We start from the raw sequence: 26,108 nt of genomic DNA, 5'->3' as shown, positions 1-26,108 counted from the left end.
ATACCTCTAAAAGATTCAATAGGTACCGACGCGCTGGCCGACAATCAACACCTGCACGATGGGAGTAATGATCTTCTCCCACTCGTACATCGGCGCATTGCTGACGTAGACGACGTCTTCAGGTAACAGTTCGAACTGCTTGGCCAGGAACATGGATTCCGGGTTGCGCATGTTCAGGCGGAACACAATGGGCTTGGGCGCGCCCTCGGCGGTCTTGCCATCCAGACGGAAGACAAACACCCCCGTGGCATCCGCGGCCCGGTCATTCAGCCCGCCGGCAACGCCCAGCGCATCCAGCAGATTGGTCTGCTTGGACGGCAGTTCATGCAGGCCGGGCTTGGTCAGCGCGCCCATCGCGACAAAGCGCTTCAGGTTGGGCTCGACGACCAGTTCTGAACGCGGCTCGACCGCCACGTTCTTGCCATTGAGGAGCTGGTGGTAAGGAATGCGGGTCACGCTGCGGCCGTGGCGGATGACCACGTCGGCCTGATAGGCGGGCAAGGTCGAGCCCCCCGCCAGGGTGATCGCGTCCAGCGCCGTCAGAGGCGCCTTGATGCCGCCAAACCGGCCGGGGCGCGGCACGGCGCCGGCCACCAGCACCGAATTGCTGCGGTCGTCGGCCAGGTCCACCATCACCTGCGGCTTGACGGCCGCCGAGTGCTGCAGCCTGCCCTTGATCATCTCTTCGATGGCGGGCAGGGACTTGCCCTGCACCTTCAGCCTGCCGGCATAGGGCAGCGAAATGGCGCCGTTCGCATCCACGCGCACCGCCTCGAACACCGTGCCGCCCGCGGCCAGCGGCGCGAACAACCCGCCCTCGACGCTATCGGCCACCAGCACGCGCATCACGTCGCCGGGCATCACGCGGATGTTGCCCGAATAGCCTTCGGACGTGATGCCGTCATCCTTGCGGGTCCGGTCCAGCAGATACGGGGCGATCGTCCCCGCTTGCAGGTCGACCAGTTCATAGTTGGCGGCGGCGGCCGTATCCTCGGGGCCGCTCAGGATGGCCGAGCGCGTGGGGCCCGAGCCCGAAAGCCAGCTGCACCCCGACAGCAAGGCCAGGGCAAAGACTGCGGCAAAGCGTAAAACTCGTGTATTCATGACTCCGTTCCAATGTTCCGGCCGTGGGCGGTAATGCCGCAGGGCCTCGCGGCTCGCGCCACTAGTAGGAATTGACATAGCAATTGACGGTGGACGCGATCATCCGCTCCAGCGAAAAGCGGGCGGATGCCCAGGTGCGCGCCTTCTCGCCGATATCGGGATCGCTGGCGCACATTTCCCGCATCCGTTCCATGGCGCGCACCACCGGCGCCGCCTCGATCTCGCCGCTGGGCAGCGTCAAGCCCGTCACGCCTTCCTGCACGGCTTCGCCCGCGCCGCCCGCCAGGGTCGTCACGACCGGAACGCCCGAGAATTGCGCCTCGATCAGCACGTTCGGCAGGCCCTCGAACCGCGACAGCAGCATGAAGGCGTTGAAGTGCGACAGCCAGAAGCCGACGCGCCGGGAAATGCCCGTGAACAGAATGCGGCCGTCCATGCCCAGGCGCTGCGCGAACTCCTTGACAGGCTCCAGCAGCGGTCCGCCGCCCACCATGACAAAGCGCGCGTCCGGGTTGGACTGCGCATACAGATGCGCGGCCTCGACCCAGAGAAAGGGCCGCTTGTTGTCGTCCACGCGCATCACCGTGCCAATGACAAAGGCGTTGTCCGGCGCCGCCGCCTTGAACTCGCGCCACATCCGCGTGCAGGTCTCGTCGTGCGCCGCGTTCAGCGGCGCCAGCCCGTTGTAGACCACCGGAATGCGCCGCTCATCCAGGCCCAGCCAGTCCGCATAGCGCTTCGCGGCAAAGCTTGAATTCGAACTCAGCGCCACCCCGCGCATGCCCAGCACCGCGCGGTAGATCGTGTCGTATTCGACGCGGTAGCGGTCCGGACGATCCACCGGCGGCATGGTCCGCACCGACAGCACGATGCGCGGCACGCCGGCCAGCAAGGCCGCCAGCGCCGTGGCGAAGATGGAGCCGTCCTGCCAGATGTGCACGATGGACGGCGCTGACGCTCTCAGGCCGTCGGTCAGCTTGGAGGTGCCCTCGACGATCTGCTTGGGCAGAAAGCGCAGGTAGTCCCGATAGGTGCTGAGCAGGGACGACACCTCGCATCCGCCCCAGGCCTCCATGTCGGAATAGACCGAGACCGGAATGCCGGCCTCTTTCAGCGCGGCCGCGAAAAAGTCCGCGCCTTCCCGGCTGCGCAAGGACCGGCACACGACCTGGACGGGGCCCAGCACCGGATATCCGGCAATCGAACGCCCTTCCTGGATCGCGGATTGCAGCGCCACGGCGGTGTTGACGAACTGCCGCTCCGCGCCGCCGGCCCCCAGCGAACCATTGATCATCAGGACAGGCCCGACGAAGGATTCATCGAGCGTTTCGTACTCGGCGTTGCGCCGGCGGCCGATCTCTTCGAACAGCCTTTCAAGCACCAGGATGCTGACCGGGATGTCACCGGCCTCCCCCTCCACGCCCAGCCTGCGCAGCGCGATCAGATCCCCGTTCAGGTCGCTCAGGCGGCGCGACAGCTTGCGCGCGGCCTCGCCCAGCACGCCGATACCGGCCTCAAGCACCTGCCGCGCGCGCCACGGAAAACCGCGGCGCACCAGCGATTGCGCCCAGGCCGCATAACCGTTTTCGAAACGCGGATGCGCCTGCGTGAGCCGTTCGAAGCAGGCATCGGCCTGCGCCGCGTCGCCCAGTTCGTCCCAGCTCTTGGCCTCCAGCTGTATATCCTTGGCCGCGACGCTGCCGCCCGAAAAATACAGTTCCATTTCCTTGCGGCCCGCGTCCGCGCCCAATTGGCGCTTCACCCCGCGCAGCATCAGGATGAAAGCGTCGGGCGAATCGGGAAACCGCTGATGGATGCCGCGCCACACCACCAGGCTGTCGTCAGGCCGGTGCGCGGCCTCCAGGCTGCGCGCCACCAGCACCTGGAACAGCTCGGTCTGCGGATACTGCTGCACATAGCCCAGCAGCTCCGGCACCGCGCCCAGCGGATCGCCCGCCTTGATGCGGGTTTCCAGCGCATGCCGCGCGCGCTGCAGCAGATCCCGCTCGGGTTCGCCATGGTCGTCGCTGGCGTCTGCAAGGGCCGCCGCCAGCCGGTCGGACACCGCCACGGCCGGCGGCGCGTTGCCGCTGGCCGCCTTGTCGCCGGTGTCCGCGCGCCGCGGACGGCGCAATTTGGAAAGCAGGGAGAACATGCCTTACCTCCTGTCCTGTGTCAGCCGCCCGCTCAGGCGTGGTCCTTGATCGCGTACGTGATCAGCACGCCCACAATCCAGAGAATGAAAAGCGCCAGGATGCCCAACGCGGTGTCGACGATGCGGCGCGGATACAGCGATTCGTCGGCCAGTTGCGGTTGCGACGCGATGACCGTGTACAGGACCTGGCGCGACGCCAGCGCGCGCGCATCCTCAAGCGCCTTCATGGCGCCGGTGTAGTAAGCCTCGGCAAACTGCCGCTGCGTCTCGGCCGCTTCGTACTCGCGCAACAGGGCGGACAGCGCGCCGCGGCCCTTGCCGTCCGTCTCGCGCCCGCCGCTGATCTGATGATCGTTCAGCGCGACGAGCTGACGCTTGAGCGCCTCGTAGCGCGCCTGCACCCGGTCGTAGGCCGGTCCGCGGGACAGGCCGCCGTTACGCAAGGCGTCCAGCTCCGCCGCGACCGTGGCGATGTCTCCGCGCACCTTGGCCGCCAGCGCCAGATTGGCCTCGGCCTCCTTGACCGGATCCTGCACCCCGGTGCGCGCGCGCAGATCCTGCACCATGACCCGCGCGTCCACCAGGCGCGTCTCGGCCAGCCGGACCTCCTCGGTCGCGAAGCGGACACTGTCCTCGCGCGACTTGACCGACATCTGGTTGACCAGCTTCTCGCTGGACTCCAGGATCGACTGGGCCAGCAACAGCGAATCTTCCGCCGAGAACGCCCGCACCTTGAGAATGATGGCCCCGGTGGACATGTCGAACTGGATGTCGACCATCCGGTTCCATTGGCGCCACAGGCCTTCCGCCGTGTCGTCCTTGTCCATGCCGTACCAGAAGTCCAGCGTGGGCCCCGACCACATCTTGCGCAGGTCCAGCTTCTTGTCGAGCTCCTGCACGATCTGGCGGGACTTCACGTAGTCCACCACCGCGAAGGAATCGACGAACAATTCCGTCGTCACGCCCGCGCCGCCAGCCATGGGATGGCTTTGCGAACCCGCGCCCGCCACCTGGCTCTGCGAGCCCGCCCGCAGGCCAAAGCGGGCTTCGGACACGTATTGCCCGGCCGCGATGAAGAACAGGTACAGGGCGAGCAGCAGCGCCGGCACCCCGATCACCGCGACGGCGGACCACCGCAAGCGGCTCATCGTCGGCGGCGTGGTGTTGTCGGGCAAACGCGGCCCCGTATAGACTTTCTCCGTACTCGTCATCTAGTTACTCGTTGGTTCAATGGACGGCGCCCTCGGGCGGCGTGGAATCAGACGGCGGCGGCGGCCGCTTCCTGGGGCACTGCGCTATAGCGGGCAATGGTGTCCTTCAGGGGAGCCACCTCGCTCAGCTTGCCGTCCTGCAAAATCATGCCGACCGAGCAGAAACGGGCCGGCGACGTCGTCACGCTGGAAACGATGATCACCGTGGCGTCTTTCGAACGCTCGGCGAAGATCTCCAGGCACTTGCGCTTGAACGCGGGGTCGCCCACCGCGACCATCTCGTCCACGACGTAGACATCGAACTTCAAGGCCATGGAGATGCCGTACGACAGGCGGGCGCGCATGCTGTTGGCGTAGGTCACCACCGGCAGGTCGTATGCCCGCCCCAGCTCCGAGAATTCGTACACGAAGCGTTCCACCTGCGCGACATTCGCGCCGTAGATCCGCGCGACGAAGCGCACGTTGTCGCGGCCCGACATGTTGGGGCTGATCGCCCCGGCAAAGCCCAGCGGAAACGAGACCGTGCCCTGGCGCAGGATCTGGCCCGAATCGGGCAGTTCCATGCCGCAGATCATGCGGGCGAGCGTGGATTTTCCCGAGCCGTTTCCGCCCAGGATGGCCATGTTCTCGCCCTCGCGGAACTTGAACGAAATATCGTTCAGCACCCGCTTCACTCCTTTCTTGGAGCGAAAGCCCTTCGAGATATGCCTTAGTTCAAGCACATTGCCCTCCATGTCTGTGTTCTGGCGCCGCGGATTCAGCGGGAATGCAGGCGGCGCCGGAACGCGCGCTCCATGCAAAGGCCGAGGACCACGCTGGCGATCGACCACTTGATGAGATAGGACCGGTCAAGCGTGAGCGAACTGAAGTTGGCGAAATAGCCTTCGCGGAACCACTCGATGGCGTGCACCAAGGGGTTCCACACCAGGACGCGGCGCGCCTGGTCGGGCAACGAGTCCACCAGATAAAAGACCCCCGACAGCAGGTACAGCGGCCGCGTGACGGCGCTGTAGACCCGTTCCCACGACTTGAACATCACGTTCAGAACCGCGTTGTTCAGGCCGAAACCGAAACCCAGCAGAAACGTGAAAAAGGCCGCGGCCCCGCACTCTTCGACATGCTCGGGCAGGATCAACTTGCCGCCCAGCATCACGATGAACAGCAGGATGAAGAAAACGATGATCCACGTCAGGCCTTGCAGCAGCGCCTTGGCGAACACGATGTCCATGTTCGTGATCGGCGGCAGCCGCAACAGCTGCGCATTGGAGGAAATGGCGCGCGAGAGTTGCGAAGAGGTGTGGCTGAACAGGAAGAACGGCATGATCCCGGTGATGAAGAACATCTGCAGGTTCCCCATCGGCGAAATCCGTCCCCACACCACGTAGATGGCGGATAGCACCGCCACGTGCAGGATCGGCTCGATCAGCGCCCAGACATAGCCCAGCCGGGTGCCGCCAAAGCGCACGCGCGTCTCCCGGAAGATCAGGGACAGCACGACGCGCACCTGCACCTGCAACGCCGTCGCGCTCACCCGGCCCCTCCGTCCTGGCTCATCCAATTCTCTCGCTCATGAAAACCCGCTCCCAATAATCGGCCGCCAAACGGCCGGTCCGTGAATAGTGTTGTGCTTTCCGGCGCAAACAGGCTTGCCGGAAAATCGGAACGAATGATACGAGGCCGGCGACAGCGGGTTGATTTCAATATTTATCAAATCAAATCAATCGTGGCCGGATTCGGGTCTGACAAGTAAATGAGGTATAGGCGGTCCTATAATTAATCGTGAATTTCGCCCGGCCTCCCCGCTTCACAGGGACGGACCACCGCCGGGACCACCGGCGGCGCGCCGACTCGGACCCTATATTGCTTAAACCCCTGTTCAATATTTATCAAAGAAAAGTACATAGGCTTACGCGGACGCTGCGGCCTCATGAGCTCTATGAAAACGGGCCCGAAAACCCGGTTTTTCTCAATAGAATTGGATTATTTCTGACATCATCGGAAACATCCGACCCTGTTTTTGCTGAATTTCGCCTCGCGCGCGAGCGGGCCAGGCTGGAAGTGACCGGCAAGCCGATAGAACTGGACGTGGGACACTACCGTTCGCGGGTCTCCGACTACGAACGGCGCCAGTACGCGCTGGCGCTCGCCCGCCACGATCCCAAGGCCGCGGCGGCGTGGCTCATAGAGGGGGAATGGGACCTGAAGGCCGCCTTCGCCCTGGCGGCGGGGGATCTCGCCGCTGGCTTCGCCGCGGCCGGCCGGATGTCGGCAGACATTAAAAAATCCAAGGATTTGCATGTAATTCTTGCAGGGCTGCACAGTCATGCCAACGAATTCCAACAATCCCGTCAATACTTGAAATCTTTGCTGACGGATGCACGCAACCTTGATTCCGTCAGTAATTCCCCCCTGAGTTTGCTGGATTTCCTGGGGCAAAACGGGGACTTAGCGCCTTCCGCACCCGCTGATGGCGCGCTGGTTTCCGTCATTATCTGCGCGTACAATGCCGCGCCTTTCATCGGCGCCGCCCTGCGCTCCGTGCTGAATCAAAACTATCCTAATGTTGAAATCATTTCGATAGATGACGGATCGCAGGATCACACATTCGAACAAATGCGGCAGATCGCGGATGAAAATCCGCGTATAACTGCACATCGCTTTGCCAATAATGGGGCTTACGCCTCACGGAATATTGGATTGCGTCTGGCGCGAGGAGAATTCATTACCTTCCTGGACGCCGACGACATTATGTTGCCGCACAGAATCTCCTCGCAGCTTGCCGCGCTGGAGCATTCCGGCGCGGCCGCCACGGTCAGCAGACTGATACGCATCTCGGAGGATGGACGCCTTGCCGCACCACGCATCTACCCCTTTGTCCGGCACAACCCCTGCTCGCTCATGATGCGCCGTTCAACCGCTGCCACCGTCGGCGATTTCGATGAATCGCGCTTTGGCGCGGACGAGGAATACGAGCACCGCATCGCCTTGCGTCTGGGAAAGTCCGCGCTGCTGCGCACCGCCGGCATCCATACCCTGGCGCTGCACCGGGCCGGGTCGTTGACCCAATCGCCGGACTCCGGCCTGGCGACCATGGCGGGCCGGCAGGCCCGCATTGCTTACCGCGAGTCCTGGATCCGCCGGCACCGCCTGTTGGCGGCGCAGGGCCAGGCCGCCACTTTATAAGTACCAGGATTCCATGCCACCGAGCACCGCCCCCTTGCCCACCTCCCACTCCGTTGAACCCGCCGCGCATCGCGCCGCGCCCCCGGAACGGCTGCGACAACTGGCGCAGGAAAACGAGCTGATGCATGCGCGCCTGGAACAAGAGCGCGCCGCCCGTCTGCAGGCTGAAAAGGACCTGGCCGGCGTGAAGGCGCTGCTGCGCGAGTCCAACCAGCTTCTGGCGCGCCAGGAGCGCACGCTGACCTGGCAGTTCGGCATGGAGGTCACGCGTGCGCGCAGCATCTCCGACTACATGATGCTGCCGCTGCGCCTGTTCAGGCTGTCGGACTCCCACAAGCGCCAGCGGCGCCATACCCCCGTCGCCAAGCGCCAGGCCCCGGCCGCGCTGCCCGCGGAAACCGCCGGCGCCATCAAAGAGGCGCTGGATCAGGCCCGCCGCGTGCGCGACCCCGAGATCATTCTCTGGATCTCGAAGCAGCCCTGGCCCACGCAGACCAAGGTGAAGGTGTTCTGCGAAGTGGCCAAGTGGGCTCGCACCAGTTACCCGCAGATCTCCGAACAGATCGTCGAACAGCTCCTGACGCTGGGACCGGACGCGCCGCATGTGCGCCAACTGGCGTTCAGCCTGTACGACGCGGGCCTGGTGGCCGCGCCCGCCAAGCTGCTGGAATGCGTGCAAGGCGCCGGCGGTGAACTCAGCGCATCGGAGCAGCACCGCGCGCGCCGCGTGCGCAATGCCCACGAGCTGATGCGGCGCGCCCGCCGCCGCGCTCCCCGGCCCCGCCAGGCGTTCGATTTCGCCGCGGCCGGTCCGATCGTGATTGTCTCTTCGGTGTCCCTGCTGCATGGACGCAACGCGGCGAGCAACGCGCTTCACCGCCACGCGGCGCTGCTGCATCAGCGTTATGGGTCGGTCTGCGTCGTCAGCCTCGCCAATGACGACACCGCGCGCGCCGACGCCCACTTGCGCGCCGAGCTGCCGCACACCGATATCGTCCTGGATGGCGTGATGTACCGGGCGGTGCGGACCGAGCCGGGCCAGACGCAAGCGATCGAGGACGCGGCCTCGGCCCTGTCCGAGGCCGTGCTGGCGGCCACCGTCGGCCATCCGCCGCGCGCCGTCCTGGCCTGGAACAGCGTGCGCTGCGCCATCGCGGCCAACAACGCCGCGCAGACGCTGCGGGTGCCTTATGGCCTGGTCCTGCTGGGCCTGGACTACTTCCAGAAAGCCAGCGGCAACCACGCGCTGTCGGAACGCGGCCGTCTGGAGCTCAAGCTGGTCACCGAAGCCATCGTGGACGCGGATCTGGTCGCGCTGGGTTCCCGCGCGATGCAAAGCGCCACCGAGCAACTGCTGGGCGGCGCGCAGGACGCGACCATCCTCCCGCCCCTGCCCTTGCCGCCGGGCCGCGCGCGCAAAGCGGCTGCGCCCGAGATCGACGCCGCGATGCAGGCGCTGGAAGGCAAACGGGTGCTGGCGCTGACGGACGACCATCCCGATCCCGTCACGGCGCGGACCATTATCGACATATATGCCGAAATCGCGCTGCGCCGCCATGACGTCATATTGATGGTGCTGGGCGACGAGAAATCCGCGGCGACCATGCATCGCCATGCCGTTTCCATCGGGCTGCATGACGAACAGTTGCTTTTCGTGCCGGATATCGGCGACCAGGTATCCCGGGAACAACTGCTGGCCCGGGTGGAACTGGCGCTATTCCCCTATATTCCGACGCGCGCCGAAATCGCCCCGCTGCCGCTTACCGCCGGCCTGCTGGAATGCATGGCCTTGGGGGTCTGCCCTGCCGTCGGCATGAATTCGGCGTATATCGACCTGGTCGACCCCGATAAAGGCGGCCTGCACCTCGATTATTCGCAAAGCGCCGCCACCACCGCGCATCGCGTGCTGGAAGCGCTGGAGGACCCGCAGGCGCTGCGGGCAATGGGCAAGCGCGCCCGCGAGCGGCTGGCGGAGGAATATCCCCCGCTGGAGCGCGCGCTTGACGACTTCCTGATGCAGGCCGCCAAGCCGCAGCCGCTGGATCGTCCGGGCGTGCGGACGGAGCCCCGGCTGCTGCAGATGAAAATATCCTGACATGCGTCCGTAATAATCCGCGAACTCGTCCGGATTAATAGCCAGCATTCATTTGATTATTTCGAAACCGCATTTGCAACACTTCTTTTTATATTGCGTCCTGTCATCCGCGCCTGCATCTTTTCGCCGGGCGGGGCGCTGAAGTGAGTTACGCCTACTCACGACCCGGCCCCGGGACAGCCTGCGGCTTCCTGTATCTTTTTGCCCTGATGTTATGAAGGAGTATCGACCAGTGATTATCTCAACGATCGGATCTTGCCGTGTGGCAGGCCCTCTTACCAAACTCCAGGCGCAGCGAAACTTCGTTCTGGATAATCGCCTTCTTTACGGTTTCACGCACAACACCAAGGAAACCGTTCAAGCCATCCGCTACATGCGCGGCGAGGCCTCGTTGCCGGAAAGCGCGTGGTCGTTCATCTCCAGCGAACCGCTGCGCGAAACGAACCCCGCTCACGCCCATATCGCGGGAACCCGCTACGTGGTGGAAATCAGCTCGACCAAGGTGCTGGAACTGGACGGAAAGTTCCTTCAACTGGTGCGCTTCAAGGAAGCCCTGAATTTCTGCCCCGAGCTGCTCAAGATCTTCTTTGACAATTCCTCGTCCGATGCGCGGGACAAGCGCCGCGCCGCGCTCGAAGCCGCGCCCAGCTTCGCCCACGTGCCCGATCACGTGCAGCACGCCCTGCTCCACACCGTCCTGCACATCCAGAGCGCCCAGGAAATCCTCGATGACCTGAAGATCATCCAGCAACTGCTGGGCAACGGATTCGTCCTGGTCACCCACTGCAACGCGATCAACGCCAATGGCCAGCCCATCGCGGACCGCGCGCAGATGGTCGAGACCATCAAGCTGGCGGCCAACACGCTGGGCATTCCCCTCGTGGAGCCGGGCACGCTGCTGGCGCACTTCGGCCAAAGCCGCGGCATGCCGGATGAAGGCCGCGATACGGCCCACTACACGCCCGCCTTCGCCAAGCTTGTAGGCCGCGCAATCTGCGAAAAGCTGCTTGGCAACGGCAGCGCGGAAAGCGCCGCGAACGCGGCCGATCCGCTGGACTGGAAGCAATGCATTGAACGCGCCAAGGCCTCCGCCAAGGAACTGGAATGGGACAGCGCCCTGCTCCTGACCAACCGCGCCATCGAACTGAAGAACGGCAGCCCCACGGCTTACGTGCTGCGCGCGCGCGCCGTCACGGCGCTGGAACAGACCGACGACATCCTCGACGCCTGGTCCATCGCGCTCTCGATCGACAGCAACCGCAGCGCCTTCATCCTGCGCCAGGCCGCCGAAGGCGCGATGAAGGTCGGCGAGTACGACACCGCCCAGGCCTGGGCCGCCGAATCGCTGGATAAGGAAAGCGACGAAAAGACCGCGCTGCTGCTTGGCCGCGTTCATTCGAAGCTGGGCCAGAATCAGCAGGCCGAAGCGGCCTTCCGCAAGTACTCGGCCGGCGACCCCGAACGCGCATTGCGCTTCGCCACCCGTTCGTTCACGCCGCTTGCCGATGCCGCCAACATGGTCAATGCCCTGGCCAGCACGCCCTCGATCGACAAGGATGGCCTGGAGGCCGCACGCGCCGCCGTGCTCAAGCGCGCCGCCCGCGAGGTCAAGCGCACCGGCCGCGTGGGCGCATTGCTGCCCTCGCTCAGCGCGTTCTATGCCCTGCAATCCCTGCCGCAGACGGCCCAGGACGATCACGAGGACCAGATCAACCAGGCCTATCGCCGGTTGCTGAAGGCCTACGAGACCTTCCCGGAATACCAGAACAGCACCGAGACCATTTCCCTGCTCGGCCGCCTGGCTTCCCTGGAACCCGTCGATCCCCGCTACGTGCAACGCGCGGCCAAGCAATTGCAGGCGCAAGGACATGTCCGCCCGGCCATCGAATGCTGGCAGCGCCTGGCCAATTCGCCGCTTCCCGCCGAAAGCGAGACCGCGACCCTGGCCGCCGCCCGCCTGACCCAGCTTGGCGCTCATCAGGCCGCCGCCAAGGTCTACGCCCGCCTGTCGCAAAGCGGCGCCATGGACCTCACCAGCGCCCACGAGCACATCGACAAGTGCCTGCGCGCGCTTGCCCGCAGCTTCCGCAAGTGCCTGACCGAGGAACGCCTGCGCGACGCCGAAGACGCGATCAACGGCATCCAGTCGATCGATCCGTCGTATCAGGGGCTGATTTCGCTGCAGCGCTCCCTGGCCGATGCGCACAAGCGCGAGTTCCTGGCCCGCCGCAGCAACGCCGCCAATGCCGACGACGTGATCGCCAGCGCGCAACGCGTCATCCAGGCCAGCCCGATGGACCGCGAAGCCAACATCGAACTGGCGATGCAGAACCTCAAGAACGGCAACATCGCCGAAAGCCGGCGCATTCTGGACCGCTTCCTGCAGGGCAGCCCCGCCTAAGGGCCCCCGCGGCGCGGAACGCAGCCGAAAAAAAGCCCCGGCGCCGCAAGGCGCCGGGGCTTTTTACCGCTGGAGCGGGAAGGCTTACTGCAGCAGGCTGCGCAGCATCCAGGCGTTCTTTTCGTGCACGTCCAGGCGCTGCGTCAGCAGGTCGGCCGTGGGCTGATCGTTGGCGGCGTCCGCCTTTTCGAAGGCGGCGCGCGCGGTCTTGGCCACCGATTCGTTGGCGTCGACCAGCAGGCGCACCATTTCCAGGGCTTCCGGCACGGACTCGGGCTCGGCGATGGAAGACAGCTTGGAGTATTCGCGGTAGGTGCCGGGCGCATAGTGGCCCAGGGCGCGGATGCGTTCGGCCACGCTGTCCAGCGCGTTCCACTCTTCGGTGTACTGCGTCATGAACATCAGGTGCAGCGTGTTGAACATGGGCCCCGTGACGTTCCAGTGGAAGTTGTGCGTCATCAGGTACAGCGTGTACGAATCGGCGAGCAGCTTGGACAGTTCGCCGGCGACCGCGGCGCGGTCCTTGTCCGAAATACCGATATTGATGCGCGGAACGCCCGAGGTCTTCTTGGTGGACTTGGCCATTGCTAGCTCCTATGGATAAAAGTGCGAAATAAGGATACCACTGCAAACACGACAATCCGAGGCGCGGACGGCGCGGGCGCCGGGATGCCCCTGCGACCTTTTGACGCGGCGCAAATCGTGGCGCGCCGCAAGGCCGGGGCATGGCGGCCGACGCCGCTCAATCCTGCACCGCGGCCACCTCGCCCGCCAGCATCTTCACGCCGGGCAGTTCGCATTCGTACACGGCCTGGGCCAGCGCTTCGATGGCGGCCAGCCTGGGGAAGCTGCGGCGCCACGCCAGCACCACCCGGCGCTCGGGCACGTGGCCATCGAAAGGCAGATAGCGCAGCAGGCTGTTGGACGGCGGGTGCTCGGGCACGGCGGTGACAGGCAGGACCGTAACGCCAATGCCGGCCGCCACCATATGGCGGATGGTTTCGAGCGACGACCCTTCGAAGGTGCGCTGGATACCGTCGCTGGCGGCCGAGAAACGCGACAGTTCGGGGCAGACTTCCAGCACCTGGTCGCGAAAGCAATGGCCGCTGCCCAGCAACAGCATGGTCTGCTGCTTGAGGTCCTGCGCATCGATCGCCTTGCGCTGCGCGAATTCGTGGTCATTGGGCACCGCCACGACGAACGGCTCGTCGTACAGCGGCTGCATCACCAGCCCGGCCTCGGGCAGGGGCAAGGCCATGATGGCGCAGTCGATCTCGCCCTGGCGCAGCAGCTCCACCAGGCGGACCGTGAAGTTCTCTTGCAGCAGCAGCGGCATCTGCGGCGTGCGCGCGATCTGCACCGGCACCAGCTTGGGCAGCAGGTACGGGCCGATGGTGTGGATGACGCCCACGCGCAAGGGACCGGCCAGCGGGTCGTGCCCCTGCCTGGCGATCTCCTTGATGCTGGCGCTTTCTTCCAGCACCTTCTGCGCCTGCGCGACGATGCGCTGGCCGATGGGGGTCACACCCACCTCGGCGCCGCCGCGTTCGAACAGCGTCACGCCCAGCTCGTCTTCCAGCTTGCGTATCGCGACCGACAGCGTCGGCTGGCTGACGAAACAGGCCTCCGCCGCACGGCCAAAGTGCCGTTCGCGCGCGACGGCGACGATGTACTTCAGTTCGGTGAGAGTCATGGTGGACTACGCCCCCGGGGGTTATGCGCCGGCCCTGCGGCCGGCGCTTGCTGGATTAAGGTGTGGGTCGAGCCGCATGGTCAGGTCCGCAGGAAGTCTTCACGGCCGCGCATCCAGCGCGTCAGGTGCGCCTCGACGGCGGCGGGGTGCTCGGCCCGCAGCCAGACCGCGGCGTCGCGCGCGTCCTCGGCGATCGCGGCATCGGTTTCCAGGTCGGCGAAACGCAGGAGCGCCATGCCGGACTGGCGCGTGCCCAGGAACTCGCCCGGGCCCCGCTGCTCCAGGTCGCGCCTGGCGATCTCGAAGCCATCCGAGGTTTCGAACATGGCCCGCAGGCGTTCGCGCGCCACCTGCGAAAGCGGCGTCTGGTAAAGCAGCACGCACACGGATTCGGCGGTGCCACGCCCCACCCGCCCGCGCAGTTGATGCAGTTGCGCCAGGCCGAAGCGTTCCGCGTGCTCGATCACCATCAACGACGCGTTCGGCACGTCCACGCCGACCTCGATGACGGTCGTGGCCACCAGCAGGTCCACCTCGCCGTCGCGGAAGGCCTGCATCACCGCGGCCTTCTCGGCCTGCGGCAGACGCCCATGGACCAGGCCGATCCGCAGGTCCGGCAGATCGGCGCGCATGCCTTCGTAAGTATCCACCGCCGTCTGGAGTTCCAGGGCCTCGCTTTCCTCGACCAGCGGACAGACCCAATACGCCTGCTGCCCGCCGCGCGCGGCCTGGGCGACATGGGCGATCACTTCCTCGCGCCGCGCATCCGAGACCAGCTTGGTCAGCACGGGGGTGCGCCCCGGTGGCAACTCGTCGATCACGGAGACGTCCAGGTCCGCGAAGAAGGTCATGGCAAGCGTGCGGGGGATGGGCGTGGCGCTCATGTTGAGCTGATGCGGAACGATGCGCCCGCGCACGGTCTCGCCCTTGCGCGTCAGCGCCAGGCGCTGACCCACGCCGAAACGGTGCTGCTCGTCCACGATGGACAGGCCCAGGCGATGGAATTCGACGTGGTCCTGGATCAGCGCCTGTGTGCCCACCACGAGCTGCACGCTGCCGGCCGCGGCGGCCGCGGCGGCTTCGCGGCGCGCCTTGGCGCTCAGGCTGCCGCTGAGCCAGGCGACATTCACGCCCAGCGGCTGCAGCCAGGAAACCAGTTTGCGAAAGTGCTGCTCGGCCAGGATTTCCGTGGGCGCCATCAGCGCGACCTGCGCGCCGCCGGCGATGGCCTGCGCCGCCGCGATCGCGGCCACGACGGTCTTGCCGCTGCCCACGTCGCCCTGCAGCAGGCGGTGCATGGGATACGGTTTGGCCAGATCGGCCGATATTTCCTGGACCACGCGTTCTTGCGCGCCGGTCAGCTTGAACGGCAGCGTCTCATACAGTTTGGCGACCAGTCCGCCCGGCCCGGTCTGGACCGGCAGGGACTCCGCTTCCTTGACGCGGCGCGCGGCGCGCGCCGCCGCCAGCGAAAGCTGCTGCGCCAGCAGCTCGTCGAACTTGATCCGCCGCCAGGCGGGATGCACGCGGTCCAGCAGCGCCTGTTCCGATTCGCCCTGCGCCGGCGTGTGCAAGGCGCGGATGGCCGGCTCAAAAGGCGGCAGGTCGTAGCGGGCGCGGGCCTCGTCGGGCAGCGTGTCGGACAGGTCCGCGCGGTCAAGCGCCTGCGCGATGGCGCGCCGCAGGGGCAACTGCGGGAGTCCTTCGGTGGTGGGATAGACCGGCGTCAGGGCCGTGGGCAGCGGCGCGTCCGCGTTGGTCATGCGGGGATGCACCATCTGGCGGCCGAACAGGCCGCCACGGACCTCGCCGCGGGCGCGCAGCCGCTTGCCCACGGCAATCTGTTTCTGCTGGCTGGGATAGAAGTTCAGCCACCGCAACTGGAGTTCGCCTGTTTCGTCGGCCAGGGTCGCGGTGAGCTGGCGCCGAGGCCGGTATTGCACCTCGGACTTGGTGATCTCGCCCTCGACCTGCCCGGCAAAGCCGGGTCGCAAGGCGCTGATCGGGATGACGCGGGTTTCGTCTTCGTAGCGCAGCGGCAGATGCAGCACGAAGTCCTCGGGCAGCACCAGGCCCAGGTTACGGAGCTTGCGCTCCGTATCCGTCATCGGTTTGCCGGCGCCGCTCTTGTCGGCGCCGGTTCGCTTGGAGGCCACGGCCGCGGCCGTCATGAAGGAACGAGCCCCTGGAATGAAACGTCCGGGCGCGCCTTACAGGACCAGGATGGCTTCGACTTCGAACTGCGCGCCCTTCGGCAGGCTGGCCACGCCGATGGTGGAGCGCGCCGGGAACGGCTGGGGAATGATCTCGGCCATGATGGCGTTGGCCGCCGTGAACTTGCCCAGATCGGTCAGGAACAGCGTGAGCTTGACCACGTTGTCCAGCGTGCCGCCCGCGGCGGTGATGACTTCTTGCATGTTGGCGAAAGCCTGACGCACCTGCGCGTCGAAGTTTTCGGAAACCAGGTCGCCGGTGCCCGGCTCCAGGCCGATCTGGCCCGAGAGGTAGACGGTCTTGGTGCCGCTAACGGCAACCGCTTGCGAGTAAGGGCCGACGGCGGCGGGCGCGGCGTCGGTATGGATGATTTGCTTGCTCATGGGCGGAATCCTTCAAGTGACGGATAGAAGCTACAACTATCGAAGTTTAAACAGCAATAGACATTTGCGAAAGGGCCGAACGCTTATAGAGATGGCCTAGAACGCGATTCAGGCATCCGGAGGATGGCCCGCGCCGCCGATATCCGCCCGATGCGCGATCAGAAGCTCGACCAGCGCCTGCGCCGCCACCGACAGCCCGCGGCCCTGGCGCCGCACCAGGTACAGCGGGCGGGTCAAGGCGCGGCCCGCCAGCGGCACGATACGCAGGTCGTCGCTGCGGAAATGAAAGAGTGTCATGGCCGGCACGACGGACACCCCGAGACCCGCGCGCACCAGCCCCGTGACGGTGGCCAGGTGTTCGACCTCGAAGACCGGCGGCGGCGCGTCGGCGCCCAGCGCCTCGTCCAGATGTTTACGCACGCTGCTGCCCCGCGCAAGCTGAATGACGGGGTGCCGAAGCACATCGCGCAGCCGCACGCGGCTCTGGCTGGCCAGCGGGTGATCGGCCCGGCACACCAGGAAATAGCGGTCGGCGTGCAGGAATTCGCTGTCCAGGTCCGTCATGTCGGGCCGGCGCGAGGCCACGGCAAAATCGACCACCCCGTTCTGCACCATGTCGAGGCAAGGATCCAGCAGCGCGTCCCGCAGGTCCAGCACGATGCCCGGATGTTCTTCGCGAAACCGCGCCAGCAGGCCCGGCAGCCAGCCTGCCGCCAGCGAGGGCAGCGCGGCCAGCGTCACGCGGCCCCGCCGGCGCGCGGCGTGGTCGCGCAGGTCGCCCATGACCAGGTCCATGTCGGCCAGCAGGCGGCGCGCGGATGCGTCCAGCACCCGGCCTTCGGCCGTCAGCTCCACGCGGCGCGTATTGCGGTCGAACAGGCGCAGGCCGGCGCTGTCTTCCAGCGACCGGATTAAGGCGCTGAATGCCGGCTGCGTCAAATGGCAGCGCTGCGCCGCGCGGGTGAAGTGCTTTTCGTCGGCCAGGGCCACGAAAGCGCGCAATTGCCGGGCTGATAGATTCATGGCTTTCTTGAATGAATTGATCCGATCTTTCTATTTTACTGATGACTAAGGCTTGCCTATAGTGGCCGGAAATCCCTGAATGCCGTCTGGACCGCTCATGTCTCAATCCCCCCTGCTCATAGGCTGCGCCTCTGGGTTCTCCGGCGACCGCACCGACGGCGCCGCGGCCGTGGTGCGCACCCTTGCCGCCCAAGGCGGCGGCACCCTGATCTTCGAGACGCTGGCCGAACGGACGCTGGCGCTCGCGCAACTGGCGCGCAACGACGACCCGCGCCGCGGCTACGAGCCGCTGCTGGATGAACTGGTCGGGCCCATCCTCGGCGACTGCCTGCGCAGTGGCATCAATATCGTCAGCAACTTCGGCGCGGCCAACCCGCCCGCCGCCGCCCGGCGCATCGCCGAGCTGGCGCGGGAGCAAGGCCTGCCGGCTCCGCGCATCGCGGTGGTGTACGGCGACACGCTGAACACGCCGGCCCATCGCGCCCTGCTCTCGGAACGCCTGGGCGCCGCGCTGGAGGGGCTGGACATCGTCAGCGCCACCGCCTACCTGGGCGCCACAGAGATCGCGCAGGCGCTGGCGGCGGGCGCCCAGATCGTGGTGGCCGGACGCGTGGCCGATCCTTCGCTGACCCTGGGCCCCGCCCTGGCGCACTTCGGCTGGGACGCGGCGGACTGGCCGCGCCTGGGCCGCGCGACCATGGCCGGCCATATGCTGGAATGCGGGCTGCAGGTCACGGGCGGCTATTTCTGCGTGCCCGGCCTGAAGGAAGTGCCGGACGTCCACGCGGCGGGCTTTCCCATCGCCGAGATCCAGGCCGACGGCGAGTTCGTGATCGGCAAGGCCGCCGACACGGGCGGCGCGGTGGACGCCCGCACGGTGAAGGAACAATTGCTGTACGAAGTCCATGATCCGGCGCGCTACCTGACGCCGGATGTCGTGGCCGACCTGAGTCAGGCACGCGTCGTCGAACTGGGCGGCAACCGCGTCGCGGTGCACGGCATCACCGGCCATGCCCGTCCGCCCGAGCTCAAGGTCAACGTGTGCTATCGCGGCGGCTGGCTGGCCGAAGCCGAGATCTCCTACGCGGGCGTGCAAGCCGAAGCGCGCGCCCGCCTGGCCGCGGACATCGTGCAGAAGCGGCTCGGTTCCGCATTCAAGCTGCGCGCCGACCTGATCGGCGCCGTCAGCATCCTGGGCGACGACGCGGGCGAAATGCTCGGCGCCCTGGGCGACGGCCATGCCCGCGACGTGCGGCTGCGCCTTGCCGGCGAACACGTGGATCGCGCCCAGGCCGAACGGGTGCTGCGCGAGGTGACCGCGCTCTACACCTGCGGACCGGCCGGCGGCGGCGGCGTGCGCACGGCATTGCGCCCGCGCCTGAACATGATGTCCTGCACCATTCCCCGCGAGGCCGTGCAGAGCGGCTGGAACTTCCTGGAGGAGATCGCGCCATGACCCCGACACCCCCGATGCTGGCCGTGCCGCTGTACCGGCTGGCCCACAGCCGTTCCGGCGACAAGGGCGACATCTCCAACCTGAGCCTTATCGCCTGGGATCCCGAATGCCATGCCGTGCTGGCCGCGCAGGTGACCGAGTCGCGGGTCGCGCAGTGGTTCGCCTACCGCCATCCCAAGCGGGTCACGCGCTACGAGCTGCCAATGCTGCACGCCATGAATTTCGTGCTGGAAGGCGTGCTGGATGGCGGCGTCAACGACGCCCTGAACCTCGACACGCACGGCAAGAGCCTGTCTTTCAGATTGCTGGACATGACGGTGGAGGTCAGCCCCGAGCTGGCACGCCGGCTGCCAGACATACCCGGCGACCGCCCCGCGGCCGCCTGACTTCCGTACCTAGAAAAAAACACCACAGGAGACACACATGCGTATCGCTACCAAGGGCCGACTGGCCTTGCTTCTGGCCGCCGCCCTGCCCTTCGCGGCCATGGCGCAATTCCCGGCCAAGCCCATCACCTTCATCGTCCCCTTCGCCGCGGGCAGCGCTACCGACCAGATCGGCCGCGCCATCGGCCAGGGCGTCACGGAACAGACGGGCCAGGCCGTGGTGATCGAAAACAAGCCCGGCGCCAGCGCCATGATCGGCGCCGCGGCCGGCGCCCGCGCGGCCCCGGACGGCTACACCGTCCTGATCACCACCAACACCACGCACGCCGCGAACGAACACCTGTACAAGACGCTGACCTACAACCCGGTCAAGGACTATGCGCCGCTCACGCTGCTGGGCAAAGGCGGCCAGATCATGGTCGTCAATCCCAGCTCGCCAGCGAAGACCGTGGGCGATTTCCTGGCCCAGGCCAAGCAGTCCCCCGGCAAGCTGAGCTTCGGCAGCGGCAGCTCCAGCAGCCGCATCGCGGGCGAATTGCTGCAGCAGATGGCGGGCGTGCAGCTTTTGCACGTGCCGTACAAGAGCAACCCGCTGGCGGTCACCGACCTGCTGGGCGGACAGATCGACATGATGATCACCGACACCGCCACCGGACTGCCGCAGGTCAAGTCGGGCAAGCTGCGCGCGCTGGGCGTCACGGGCAAGGCGCGCTCGCCGCTGGCGCCGGACGTTCCCACGATCGCGGAAGCCGGCGTGCCGGGCTACGAAATGGGCTACTGGTTCGCCGCCTACGCCCCCGCCGGCACGCCGCCGGACGTGGTCAAGCGCCTGAACGAACTGCTGGTCAACGCCACCAAGACCAAGCCCGCGCAGCAGTTCTACGCGCAGACGGGCACCGACGCCGCCACGTCCACGCCGGACGAGCTGGCGAAGTTCCAGCAAGCCGAGTCCTCGAAGTGGGGAGACATCATCAAGAAGGCGGGCATCCAGCCGGAATGACACCGCGGCCGGCCTTGCCGCCGGCGCCCCAAAAGCAAAAACCCATCGCGCTTGCGATGGGTTTTTTTTACTTTTTCGATGTCATGGGCTGGCCATGTTCATGCGGTCCTGGAGGTCGGCGCATGCTTGCAGCAGCGCGTCGAAGGAGAGCGCGTCGCCTGCCATCACTTCGTCGGCCAGCATGGCATCGTAGTCTTTGGCCAGCGCGACTCTGGCTTCACCTTCGGGCACGATGCTTAGTTGCCCCGTAATCGCGGCCACGTAGTCGATGACCTGGCCATTGGCGTCCTTCTCGATGAAGAAAAGAGACTTGTGCCGCGCAACGGCCGTTGAGACCGTTCGATCAGCAATGACGGTGGCGTAGTGCGGGCTGCGCGCGATCGCGGCCAGGTCGTGCCAATGCCGTGCATAGCGTTCGCTGCGGATACGGCCTTGCGCACAGAAAACGTGCGCGGCGGTCGCTTTCTCCCAGAAGGTGCGCGAGACGCTCATGACCAATGGCGCCGCGCGGGGAAACGACACGTCGGTCAGATGCTGGGCGATATCGCATTCCACCTGAAAGATCTGGTGGGGTTCACCGGTAGCGCGCCCTCCGAATTCCAGCGTGACGACAGGCGCGACGTAGCCCGTGCCTTGCGTCATGGCGGAATAGCGCAGCATCAACTTATCGTTCTCCTGGCCGCCAATGTCGAGCCGGGCGTCCAGACCGTCGCGCTCCAGCGGCCTGAATCACCGGCTGTACGTTCTGCGCGAGCCAGCACGGCAGCCGATGCCGCACGGCTTGTGTCCATTTGCCCGCCTGGCTGCGGCTTGCCGGCAACTCGCTACCTTTCCCGATCAAATCCGGAAGCAGTTTGCGAATATCGTAGGTCAGGTCGATGTCTTCGGAAAATCTGTCGATGACCTTGTAGACCTTCGACAGCGACGTGCCTCCCTTGAACGTCAGATCGGATGAAAGCGGGGACGCGAACAATTCGCGCAACACCCATACCACCCAGATGTCCTTTTCCAGCAGATGGGCGGGACGGCCAGTTTGGGCGCGCCCGTATTCCAGCGCTTCGCGCTGATCCGCTTTGCTCAGGTCGAAGAAGCCCTCAGGCACGCGCGGCTTCCTTGCCGATAGCGAGCGCCATCCAGCCGGGCAGCGCCGCGCGCGCCGAGGCCAGCGCCTGCCATTCGGAGAGAGGCAGGACGCGGCGGAGCGTTGCCAGCGATTCGGCGGCATGCGCCGGACCAATCCAGGCCAGAGCTCGAATGGCAGCGCCCGCCGGCCGTTCACCCAGCGCCAGCATCCAGCTCGGCGCGTGCTTCACCAGCACTTCCGACTGCCCAAGCTTCAGCTTCCGGGTCTTGCCGGAAGTCAGGTAGACCTCGCGTATTGGCACTTGCTGGGTCAGCCCCAAGGCATTGGCTGCACTGGCGCCATGCGGCACGACGGTTTCGCCTCTTTGCTCGGCCAGTGCGGTGACGACGCGCTTCGGTGCGGGCGCACGCGGACCGAACCGGCCGACAACCGGAGCGGCATACGCACCGCGTGCTACGCGCAGCAGTTTGCCGGCGCGGGCCAGCCGCGAGAACGCCTGATCAACCGCCGCCCTGTTTCCCAGATGCAGAAATTCCTTGGGCGACAACACGCCTCCCTCGGGCAGGGATTGGGCTTGTCGCAGAATCGTTTCCGGCAGTGTGGTCATCAAGGCACCTCTTTAGTCAGAAATGATACCCTTATTTCTGACACTCTGGGCAATAAAATACCGCTCGTGGCGGCTCATTGAAATTAGGGCGCAACGAGCCGGGCCATACCTATGGCCCGGCCACGATGCAGCTTATTTGTCCACGAACGCCCGTTCGACCACGTAGTCGCCCGGTTGGCCGACGCCCGGGGACACCACGAAGCCGCGCTTGTCCAGCATGGCGCTGATGTCGGCCAGCATATGCGGGCTGCCGCAAATCATGGCGCGGTCGGTTTCGGGGTTGATCTGCGGAATGCCGATGTCGGCGCACAGCTTGCCGTTTTCCATCAGTTCCGTGATGCGGCCCTGGTTGCGGAAAGGTTCGCGCGTCACGGTCGGGTAGTAGACAAGCTTTTCGCGCACGATGTCGCCGAAGAACTCGTTGTTGGGCAATTCCTTTTCAATGAAGTCGGCGTAGGCCAGTTCGCTGACCCAGCGCACGCCATGCACCAGAATGACCTTGTCGAAGCGTTCGTAGACGTCCGGGTCCTTGATGATGCTCATGAAAGGCGCCAGGCCCGTGCCCGTGCCGAACAGGAACAGATGCTTGCCCGGCCGCAGGTCGTCAACGACCAGCGTGCCCACCGGCTTGCGGCTGACCAGGATGGTGTCGCCTTCTTTCAGATGCTGCAGGCGCGACGTCAGCGGCCCGTTCTGCACCTTGATGCTCAGGAACTCGAGGTTCTCTTCGTAGTTGGCGCTGGCGATGCTGTAGGCCCGCAGCAGCGGCTTGCCTTCAACTTCCAAACCGATCATCACGAAGTGGCCGTTGTGGAACCGCAAGGCCGAATCACGCGTCGTGGTGAAGGAAAACAGGGTGTCGTTCCAGTGGTGCACGCTTAGTACGCGCTCAGTATTGAAAGCAGCCATGTCGTATTGAGTAAGGGGCGGGGCAAACATCGGACCAGAAGGCCCGCTTGCGCCGCGAGGTCAATCCGTATCGCACAAAGGACGCGACCGGCATTAGGGTTGACCCTATTCTACAGGGTCTTGATGATAACTGCTCTCATTATTCCGTAATACGCTTATAACGTATTGATGGGGATCAACGTCTTGAACCATTGGCTTACGGGTAGTTGAACACCGCATTGCTTCCTGTTATTGTCGCATTCTCAGTTGATAATCATTTTCGTTAGCAGACCGTTTTGAGCGGCGGCGCGCCTATTGCGCGTCACGGCTTTTCTCGATGCAGCCCTTGCTGGAGTTTCCTTCATGATTAAGCGTCCCCAATTGAATTCGCTGCTTCGCGCGCTGGCGCTGGCCGGCGCCGCCGCCTTCACCGTGTCGGCCAACGCCGCCGATGAAGTCAGCCTGTACACCACGCGGGAACCCAAGCTGATCCAGCCGCTGCTGGACGCCTTCACCAAGGAAAGCGGCATCAAGGTCAATACCGTCTTCGTCAAGGACGGCCTGCTCGAGCGCGTCAAGGCCGAAGGCGCCAAGTCGCCCGCCGACGTGCTGATGACCGTGGACATCGGCAACCTGCTGGATCTGGTGGACGGCGGGGTGACGCAGTCGGTCAAATCGCAGACGCTCGAATCCGTCATCCCCGCCAACCTGCGCGGCGCCGACGGCAAATGGTATGCGCTGTCGCTGCGCGACCGCGTGCTGTATGTCGAAAAGGACCTGAAGCTGGAGTCCTTCCGCTACGAAGACCTGGCCGATCCCAAGTGGAAGGGCAAGGTCTGCATCCGTTCGGGCCAGCATCCCTACAATACCGCGCTGGTCGCTTCCATGATCGCGCATGACGGCGCCGAAGCCACCGAAAAATGGCTGCGCGGCGTCAAGGCCAACCTGGCCCGCAAGGCGGCCGGCGGCGACCGCGACGTGGCGCGCGACATCCTGGGCGGCATCTGCGACATCGGCCTGGCCAATGCCTATTACGTCGGCCACATGAAGAACGCCGAACCCGGCACCGACGCGCGCAAGTGGGGCGATGCCATCAAGGTCATCCGCCCGACCTTCGCCAACGCCAAGAGCGGCGGCACCCATGTGAACGTCAGCGGCGCGGCCGTGGCGGCACACGCCCCCAACAAGGCCAACGCGGTCAAGCTGCTGGACTTCCTGGTGTCGGAACCGGCTCAGGCGCTGTATGCGCAGGCCAACTATGAATACCCGGTGCGCAAGGGCGTGAAGCTGGACCCCGTGATCGCCAGCTTTGGCGAACTGAAGGTCGATCCGCTGCCCCTGACCGAGATCGCCAAGCATCGCAAGCAAGCCAGCGAACTGGTGGACAAGGTCGGCTTCGACAACTGATAAGCCGCCGGATCGCCATGCCCGCGAGCGTGGCGCAACCTTGCGGCAGTGACACGCGCGCGCCCCGCCAGCGGGGCCGCGCGTAGGGCCTGTTCCCCTTTTTCGGGGGAACAGGCCTTGCCATTGATGCCATCGACTTTGAAGCATGCATACTGATTCCTTGCCCCGGCCGCTGCGTCTGCGCTGGTCTGAACGCGGGGCCGGCTGGCTGGCCGGCGCCGCCCTGATCGCGCTGGCCGTTCTGGCGCCGGTATTGACGCTGGGCTGGTGGGCCCTGGGCGGCAGCCTGGCCCACTGGCAACACCTTGCCAGCTACGTGCTGCCGCAGGCCCTGGCCAACACCGCCCTGCTGCTGGCCGGCGTGGGCGTGATGGTCACGCTGCTGGGAACCGGCGCCGCCTGGCTGGTGACCGCCTACGACTTCCCCACGCGCCGCATCCTGACCTGGGCCCTGCTGCTGCCGCTGGCGGTGCCCACCTACATCATCGCCTTCGCCTACCTGGACCTGCTCCATCCGATCGGCCCGATCCAGACGGCGATCCGCGCGCTGCTGGGCTACGACAGCCCCCGCCAGTTCCGCCTGCCCGACCTGCGCTCGATTTACGGCGCGATCTTCGTGCTGGGCTTCGTGCTGTACCCCTATGTATACCTGAGCACGCGCGTCATGTTCATGACGCAGGCCGCCAGCCTGCTGGAAGCCGCGCGCACCCTGGGCGCCGGCCGCGTCGCCGTCTTCTGCCGGGTCGCCCTGCCCCTGGCCCGGCCCGCCATCGTGGTGGGCGTGAGCCTGGCGCTGCTGGAGACGCTGAACGACATCGGCGCGTCCGAATTCCTGGGCGTGCAGACGCTGACCGTTTCCGTCTACACCACCTGGGTCACGCGCTCGGATCTGGCGGGCGCGGCGCAGATCGCGCTGACCATGCTGGCCATCGTGATCGGGCTGATCCTGCTGGAGCGCCACGGCCGCAAGCGCCAGCGCTACGCCAACACCCAGCGCATGCGGCCGATGCAACCGCGCCGGCTGCACGGCGTGCCCGCCGGGGTGGCCGCCGTGCTGGGCTGGATTCCGGTCATCGTGGGCTTCGCCGCCCCTGCCCTGTATCTGGTCGTGGAGACCTCCAAGCGCCTGCACCTGGTGGGCGGCGTGTCGGCGCAGTTGATCAATGGCCTGAGCAACACGCTGATCGTGGCGTTCAGCGCCACCCTCGTTACGCTGCTCTGCGGCCTGGTGGTCGCGTGGGCAGGCCGCAGCTTGCGCGAAAGCGCCGGCTTCAATCCCGGCCGCGCCTGCGCACGCATCGCCAGCCTGGGCTATGCGGTGCCCGGCACCGTGCTGGCCATCGGCCTGCTGACGCCCTTCGTGTGGATCGACACGGCCGTCGCCAAGGTGTTTGGCGGCGCGGGCCTGTTCATGATGGGATCCATGGGCGCGCTGGTATGCGCCTATGCCATCCGCTTCCTGGCGATTTCCACCGGCGCGCTCGAAGCGGGCCTGGCGCGCATTCCGCCATCGCTGGAACAGGCGTCGCGCCTGCTGGGCGAGACCTCCGGCGGCACGCTGCGCCGCGTCCACCTGCCGCTCTTGCGGCCGGCGCTGGCCGCGAGCGCGCTGCTGGTGTTCGTGGACGCCATGAAAGAACTCCCCGCCACGCTGCTGCTGCGGCCCATGAACTTCGACACCCTGGCCACCTGGCTGTATGCGGAAGCCGCCCGCGGCACGTACGAGGAAGGCGCCGTGGCCGCGCTGGCCATCGTGCTCGCCGGCCTCTTGCCTGTCATCCTGCTGGCGCGCACCAATCTCAAAATGGGACATTGATC

20 protein-coding genes and 1 pseudogene are annotated in these 26,108 nt (G+C 65.9%); 8 read left to right on the top strand and 13 right to left on the bottom strand.

Features of this window, described 5'->3' with window-relative positions; translation table 11 throughout:
* Positions 1 to 15 precede the first annotated feature (15 nt).
* The 5 genes from ASE30_RS04960 to ASE30_RS04940 all read right to left on the bottom strand — a co-directional run bounded on the left by ASE30_RS04960 (position 16) and on the right by ASE30_RS04940 (position 6,001).
* Positions 16 to 1,104, bottom strand: coding sequence for a polysaccharide biosynthesis/export family protein (locus tag ASE30_RS04960; protein WP_057283105.1), 1,089 nt, complete (start codon positions 1,102 to 1,104; stop codon positions 16 to 18).
* Between the two features lie 61 nt (positions 1,105 to 1,165).
* A complete protein-coding gene (locus ASE30_RS04955; RefSeq protein ID WP_057283104.1) occupies positions 1,166 to 3,259 on the bottom strand; it encodes a glycosyltransferase in 2,094 nt (697 codons plus the stop codon).
* Between the two features lie 32 nt (positions 3,260 to 3,291).
* Positions 3,292 to 4,470: a hypothetical protein gene (locus tag ASE30_RS04950; protein WP_057283103.1), complete on the bottom strand. Its 1,179-nt coding sequence runs from the start codon at positions 4,468 to 4,470 to the stop codon at positions 3,292 to 3,294.
* 47 nt (positions 4,471 to 4,517) lie between these two features.
* Positions 4,518 to 5,204 (bottom strand): ABC transporter ATP-binding protein, encoded by a 687-nt coding sequence (locus ASE30_RS04945; protein ID WP_057283102.1) that lies wholly within the window; start codon positions 5,202 to 5,204, stop codon positions 4,518 to 4,520.
* Positions 5,205 to 5,227: 23 nt separating this feature from the next.
* Positions 5,228 to 6,001 (bottom strand): ABC transporter permease, encoded by a 774-nt coding sequence (locus ASE30_RS04940; RefSeq protein ID WP_057283101.1) that lies wholly within the window; start codon positions 5,999 to 6,001, stop codon positions 5,228 to 5,230.
* A 329-nt stretch (positions 6,002 to 6,330) separates the two neighbouring features.
* Between ASE30_RS04940 and ASE30_RS28355 the strand changes: the two genes are divergently transcribed.
* The 3 genes from ASE30_RS28355 to ASE30_RS04925 all read left to right on the top strand — a co-directional run bounded on the left by ASE30_RS28355 (position 6,331) and on the right by ASE30_RS04925 (position 12,149).
* Positions 6,331 to 7,653 carry a glycosyltransferase family A protein gene (locus tag ASE30_RS28355; RefSeq protein ID WP_235515181.1) on the top strand — a complete coding sequence of 441 codons (1,323 nt, stop codon included), beginning with the start codon at positions 6,331 to 6,333 and terminating at the stop codon, positions 7,651 to 7,653.
* Between the two features lie 13 nt (positions 7,654 to 7,666).
* Entirely contained in the window at positions 7,667 to 9,748 is a 2,082-nt protein-coding gene (locus ASE30_RS04930) for a glycosyltransferase (RefSeq protein ID WP_057283100.1), read from the top strand.
* A 262-nt stretch (positions 9,749 to 10,010) separates the two neighbouring features.
* The gene (locus tag ASE30_RS04925; protein ID WP_235515180.1) at positions 10,011 to 12,149 is read left to right on the top strand and encodes a capsular biosynthesis protein; all 2,139 of its coding nucleotides are present in this window, start codon (positions 10,011 to 10,013) and stop codon (positions 12,147 to 12,149) included.
* Between the two features lie 84 nt (positions 12,150 to 12,233).
* On the opposite strand, the gene ASE30_RS04920 is transcribed toward ASE30_RS04925, so the two are convergent.
* The 5 genes from ASE30_RS04920 to ASE30_RS04900 all read right to left on the bottom strand — a co-directional run bounded on the left by ASE30_RS04920 (position 12,234) and on the right by ASE30_RS04900 (position 17,462).
* Entirely contained in the window at positions 12,234 to 12,734 is a 501-nt protein-coding gene (locus ASE30_RS04920) for a Dps family protein (RefSeq protein WP_057283098.1), read from the bottom strand.
* A gap of 157 nt (positions 12,735 to 12,891) precedes the next feature.
* Positions 12,892 to 13,842: a LysR substrate-binding domain-containing protein gene (locus ASE30_RS04915; RefSeq protein WP_057283097.1), complete on the bottom strand. Its 951-nt coding sequence runs from the start codon at positions 13,840 to 13,842 to the stop codon at positions 12,892 to 12,894.
* Between the two features lie 80 nt (positions 13,843 to 13,922).
* On the bottom strand, positions 13,923 to 16,013 hold the full coding sequence (recG, locus tag ASE30_RS04910; RefSeq protein WP_057283096.1) for an ATP-dependent DNA helicase RecG: 2,091 nt from the start codon (positions 16,011 to 16,013) through the stop codon (positions 13,923 to 13,925).
* Between the two features lie 39 nt (positions 16,014 to 16,052).
* Complete coding sequence (locus tag ASE30_RS04905) at positions 16,053 to 16,439, bottom strand: Rid family detoxifying hydrolase (RefSeq protein WP_057283095.1); 387 nt, start codon at positions 16,437 to 16,439, stop codon at positions 16,053 to 16,055.
* A 108-nt stretch (positions 16,440 to 16,547) separates the two neighbouring features.
* A complete protein-coding gene (locus ASE30_RS04900) occupies positions 16,548 to 17,462 on the bottom strand; it encodes a LysR family transcriptional regulator (RefSeq protein WP_057283094.1) in 915 nt (304 codons plus the stop codon).
* Between the two features lie 97 nt (positions 17,463 to 17,559).
* Between ASE30_RS04900 and ASE30_RS04895 the strand changes: the two genes are divergently transcribed.
* The 3 genes from ASE30_RS04895 to ASE30_RS04885 are packed head-to-tail and all read left to right on the top strand — an operon-like array spanning position 17,560 to position 20,304.
* The gene (locus ASE30_RS04895; RefSeq protein WP_057283093.1) at positions 17,560 to 18,918 is read left to right on the top strand and encodes an acyclic terpene utilization AtuA family protein; all 1,359 of its coding nucleotides are present in this window, start codon (positions 17,560 to 17,562) and stop codon (positions 18,916 to 18,918) included.
* Complete coding sequence (locus tag ASE30_RS04890) at positions 18,915 to 19,304, top strand: hypothetical protein (protein ID WP_057283092.1); 390 nt, start codon at positions 18,915 to 18,917, stop codon at positions 19,302 to 19,304. The genes ASE30_RS04895 and ASE30_RS04890 overlap by 4 nt, the downstream gene beginning before the upstream one ends.
* A gap of 37 nt (positions 19,305 to 19,341) precedes the next feature.
* Positions 19,342 to 20,304 carry a tripartite tricarboxylate transporter substrate binding protein gene (locus ASE30_RS04885; protein WP_057283091.1) on the top strand — a complete coding sequence of 321 codons (963 nt, stop codon included), beginning with the start codon at positions 19,342 to 19,344 and terminating at the stop codon, positions 20,302 to 20,304.
* 81 nt (positions 20,305 to 20,385) lie between these two features.
* Here the strand turns inward: ASE30_RS04885 and ASE30_RS29855 are convergent.
* The 3 genes and pseudogenes from ASE30_RS29855 to ASE30_RS04870 form a co-directional block, all read right to left on the bottom strand.
* Positions 20,386 to 21,406, bottom strand: a pseudogene (locus ASE30_RS29855) (nucleotidyl transferase AbiEii/AbiGii toxin family protein).
* On the bottom strand, positions 21,399 to 21,995 hold the full coding sequence (locus ASE30_RS04875; protein ID WP_057283090.1) for a DUF6088 family protein: 597 nt from the start codon (positions 21,993 to 21,995) through the stop codon (positions 21,399 to 21,401). Before ASE30_RS04875 ends, ASE30_RS29855 begins: the two are co-directional and overlap by 8 nt.
* A gap of 132 nt (positions 21,996 to 22,127) precedes the next feature.
* Positions 22,128 to 22,904 carry a ferredoxin--NADP reductase gene (locus ASE30_RS04870; protein ID WP_057283089.1) on the bottom strand — a complete coding sequence of 259 codons (777 nt, stop codon included), beginning with the start codon at positions 22,902 to 22,904 and terminating at the stop codon, positions 22,128 to 22,130.
* Between the two features lie 342 nt (positions 22,905 to 23,246).
* Between ASE30_RS04870 and ASE30_RS04865 the strand changes: the two genes are divergently transcribed.
* Complete coding sequence (locus ASE30_RS04865) at positions 23,247 to 24,290, top strand: Fe(3+) ABC transporter substrate-binding protein (RefSeq protein WP_057283088.1); 1,044 nt, start codon at positions 23,247 to 23,249, stop codon at positions 24,288 to 24,290.
* A 145-nt stretch (positions 24,291 to 24,435) separates the two neighbouring features.
* Positions 24,436 to 26,106 carry an iron ABC transporter permease gene (locus ASE30_RS04860; protein ID WP_057283087.1) on the top strand — a complete coding sequence of 557 codons (1,671 nt, stop codon included), beginning with the start codon at positions 24,436 to 24,438 and terminating at the stop codon, positions 26,104 to 26,106.
* The last annotated feature ends 2 nt before the right edge of the window (positions 26,107 to 26,108 follow it).

The organism is Achromobacter sp. Root83, assembly GCF_001428845.1.
Taxonomy (GTDB): Bacteria; Pseudomonadota; Gammaproteobacteria; order Burkholderiales; family Burkholderiaceae_B; genus Achromobacter.
The sequence above is the reverse complement of the archived record's forward strand: the minus strand, read 5'-3'. Positions and strand labels throughout refer to the sequence as shown.

Bases quoted from the DNA above. Each gene is read 5' to 3' on its own strand.
- ASE30_RS04960 (WP_057283105.1), bottom strand. From the start codon at position 1,104: ATGAATACACGAGTTTTACGCTTTGCCGCAGTCTTTGCCCTGGCCTTG.
- ASE30_RS04955 (WP_057283104.1), bottom strand. From the start codon at position 3,259: ATGTTCTCCCTGCTTTCCAAATTGCGCCGTCCGCGGCGCGCGGACACC.
- ASE30_RS04950 (WP_057283103.1), bottom strand. From the start codon at position 4,470: ATGACGAGTACGGAGAAAGTCTATACGGGGCCGCGTTTGCCCGACAAC.
- ASE30_RS04945 (WP_057283102.1), bottom strand. From the start codon at position 5,204: ATGGAGGGCAATGTGCTTGAACTAAGGCATATCTCGAAGGGCTTTCGC.
- ASE30_RS04930 (WP_057283100.1), top strand. From the start codon at position 7,667: ATGCCACCGAGCACCGCCCCCTTGCCCACCTCCCACTCCGTTGAACCC.
- ASE30_RS04920 (WP_057283098.1), bottom strand. From the start codon at position 12,734: ATGGCCAAGTCCACCAAGAAGACCTCGGGCGTTCCGCGCATCAATATC.
- ASE30_RS04915 (WP_057283097.1), bottom strand. From the start codon at position 13,842: ATGACTCTCACCGAACTGAAGTACATCGTCGCCGTCGCGCGCGAACGG.
- recG (WP_057283096.1), bottom strand. From the start codon at position 16,013: ATGACGGCCGCGGCCGTGGCCTCCAAGCGAACCGGCGCCGACAAGAGC.
- ASE30_RS04905 (WP_057283095.1), bottom strand. From the start codon at position 16,439: ATGAGCAAGCAAATCATCCATACCGACGCCGCGCCCGCCGCCGTCGGC.
- ASE30_RS04900 (WP_057283094.1), bottom strand. From the start codon at position 17,462: ATGAATCTATCAGCCCGGCAATTGCGCGCTTTCGTGGCCCTGGCCGAC.
- ASE30_RS04895 (WP_057283093.1), top strand. From the start codon at position 17,560: ATGTCTCAATCCCCCCTGCTCATAGGCTGCGCCTCTGGGTTCTCCGGC.
- ASE30_RS04890 (WP_057283092.1), top strand. From the start codon at position 18,915: ATGACCCCGACACCCCCGATGCTGGCCGTGCCGCTGTACCGGCTGGCC.
- ASE30_RS04885 (WP_057283091.1), top strand. From the start codon at position 19,342: ATGCGTATCGCTACCAAGGGCCGACTGGCCTTGCTTCTGGCCGCCGCC.
- ASE30_RS04875 (WP_057283090.1), bottom strand. From the start codon at position 21,995: ATGACCACACTGCCGGAAACGATTCTGCGACAAGCCCAATCCCTGCCC.
- ASE30_RS04870 (WP_057283089.1), bottom strand. From the start codon at position 22,904: ATGGCTGCTTTCAATACTGAGCGCGTACTAAGCGTGCACCACTGGAAC.
- ASE30_RS04865 (WP_057283088.1), top strand. From the start codon at position 23,247: ATGATTAAGCGTCCCCAATTGAATTCGCTGCTTCGCGCGCTGGCGCTG.
- ASE30_RS04860 (WP_057283087.1), top strand. From the start codon at position 24,436: ATGCATACTGATTCCTTGCCCCGGCCGCTGCGTCTGCGCTGGTCTGAA.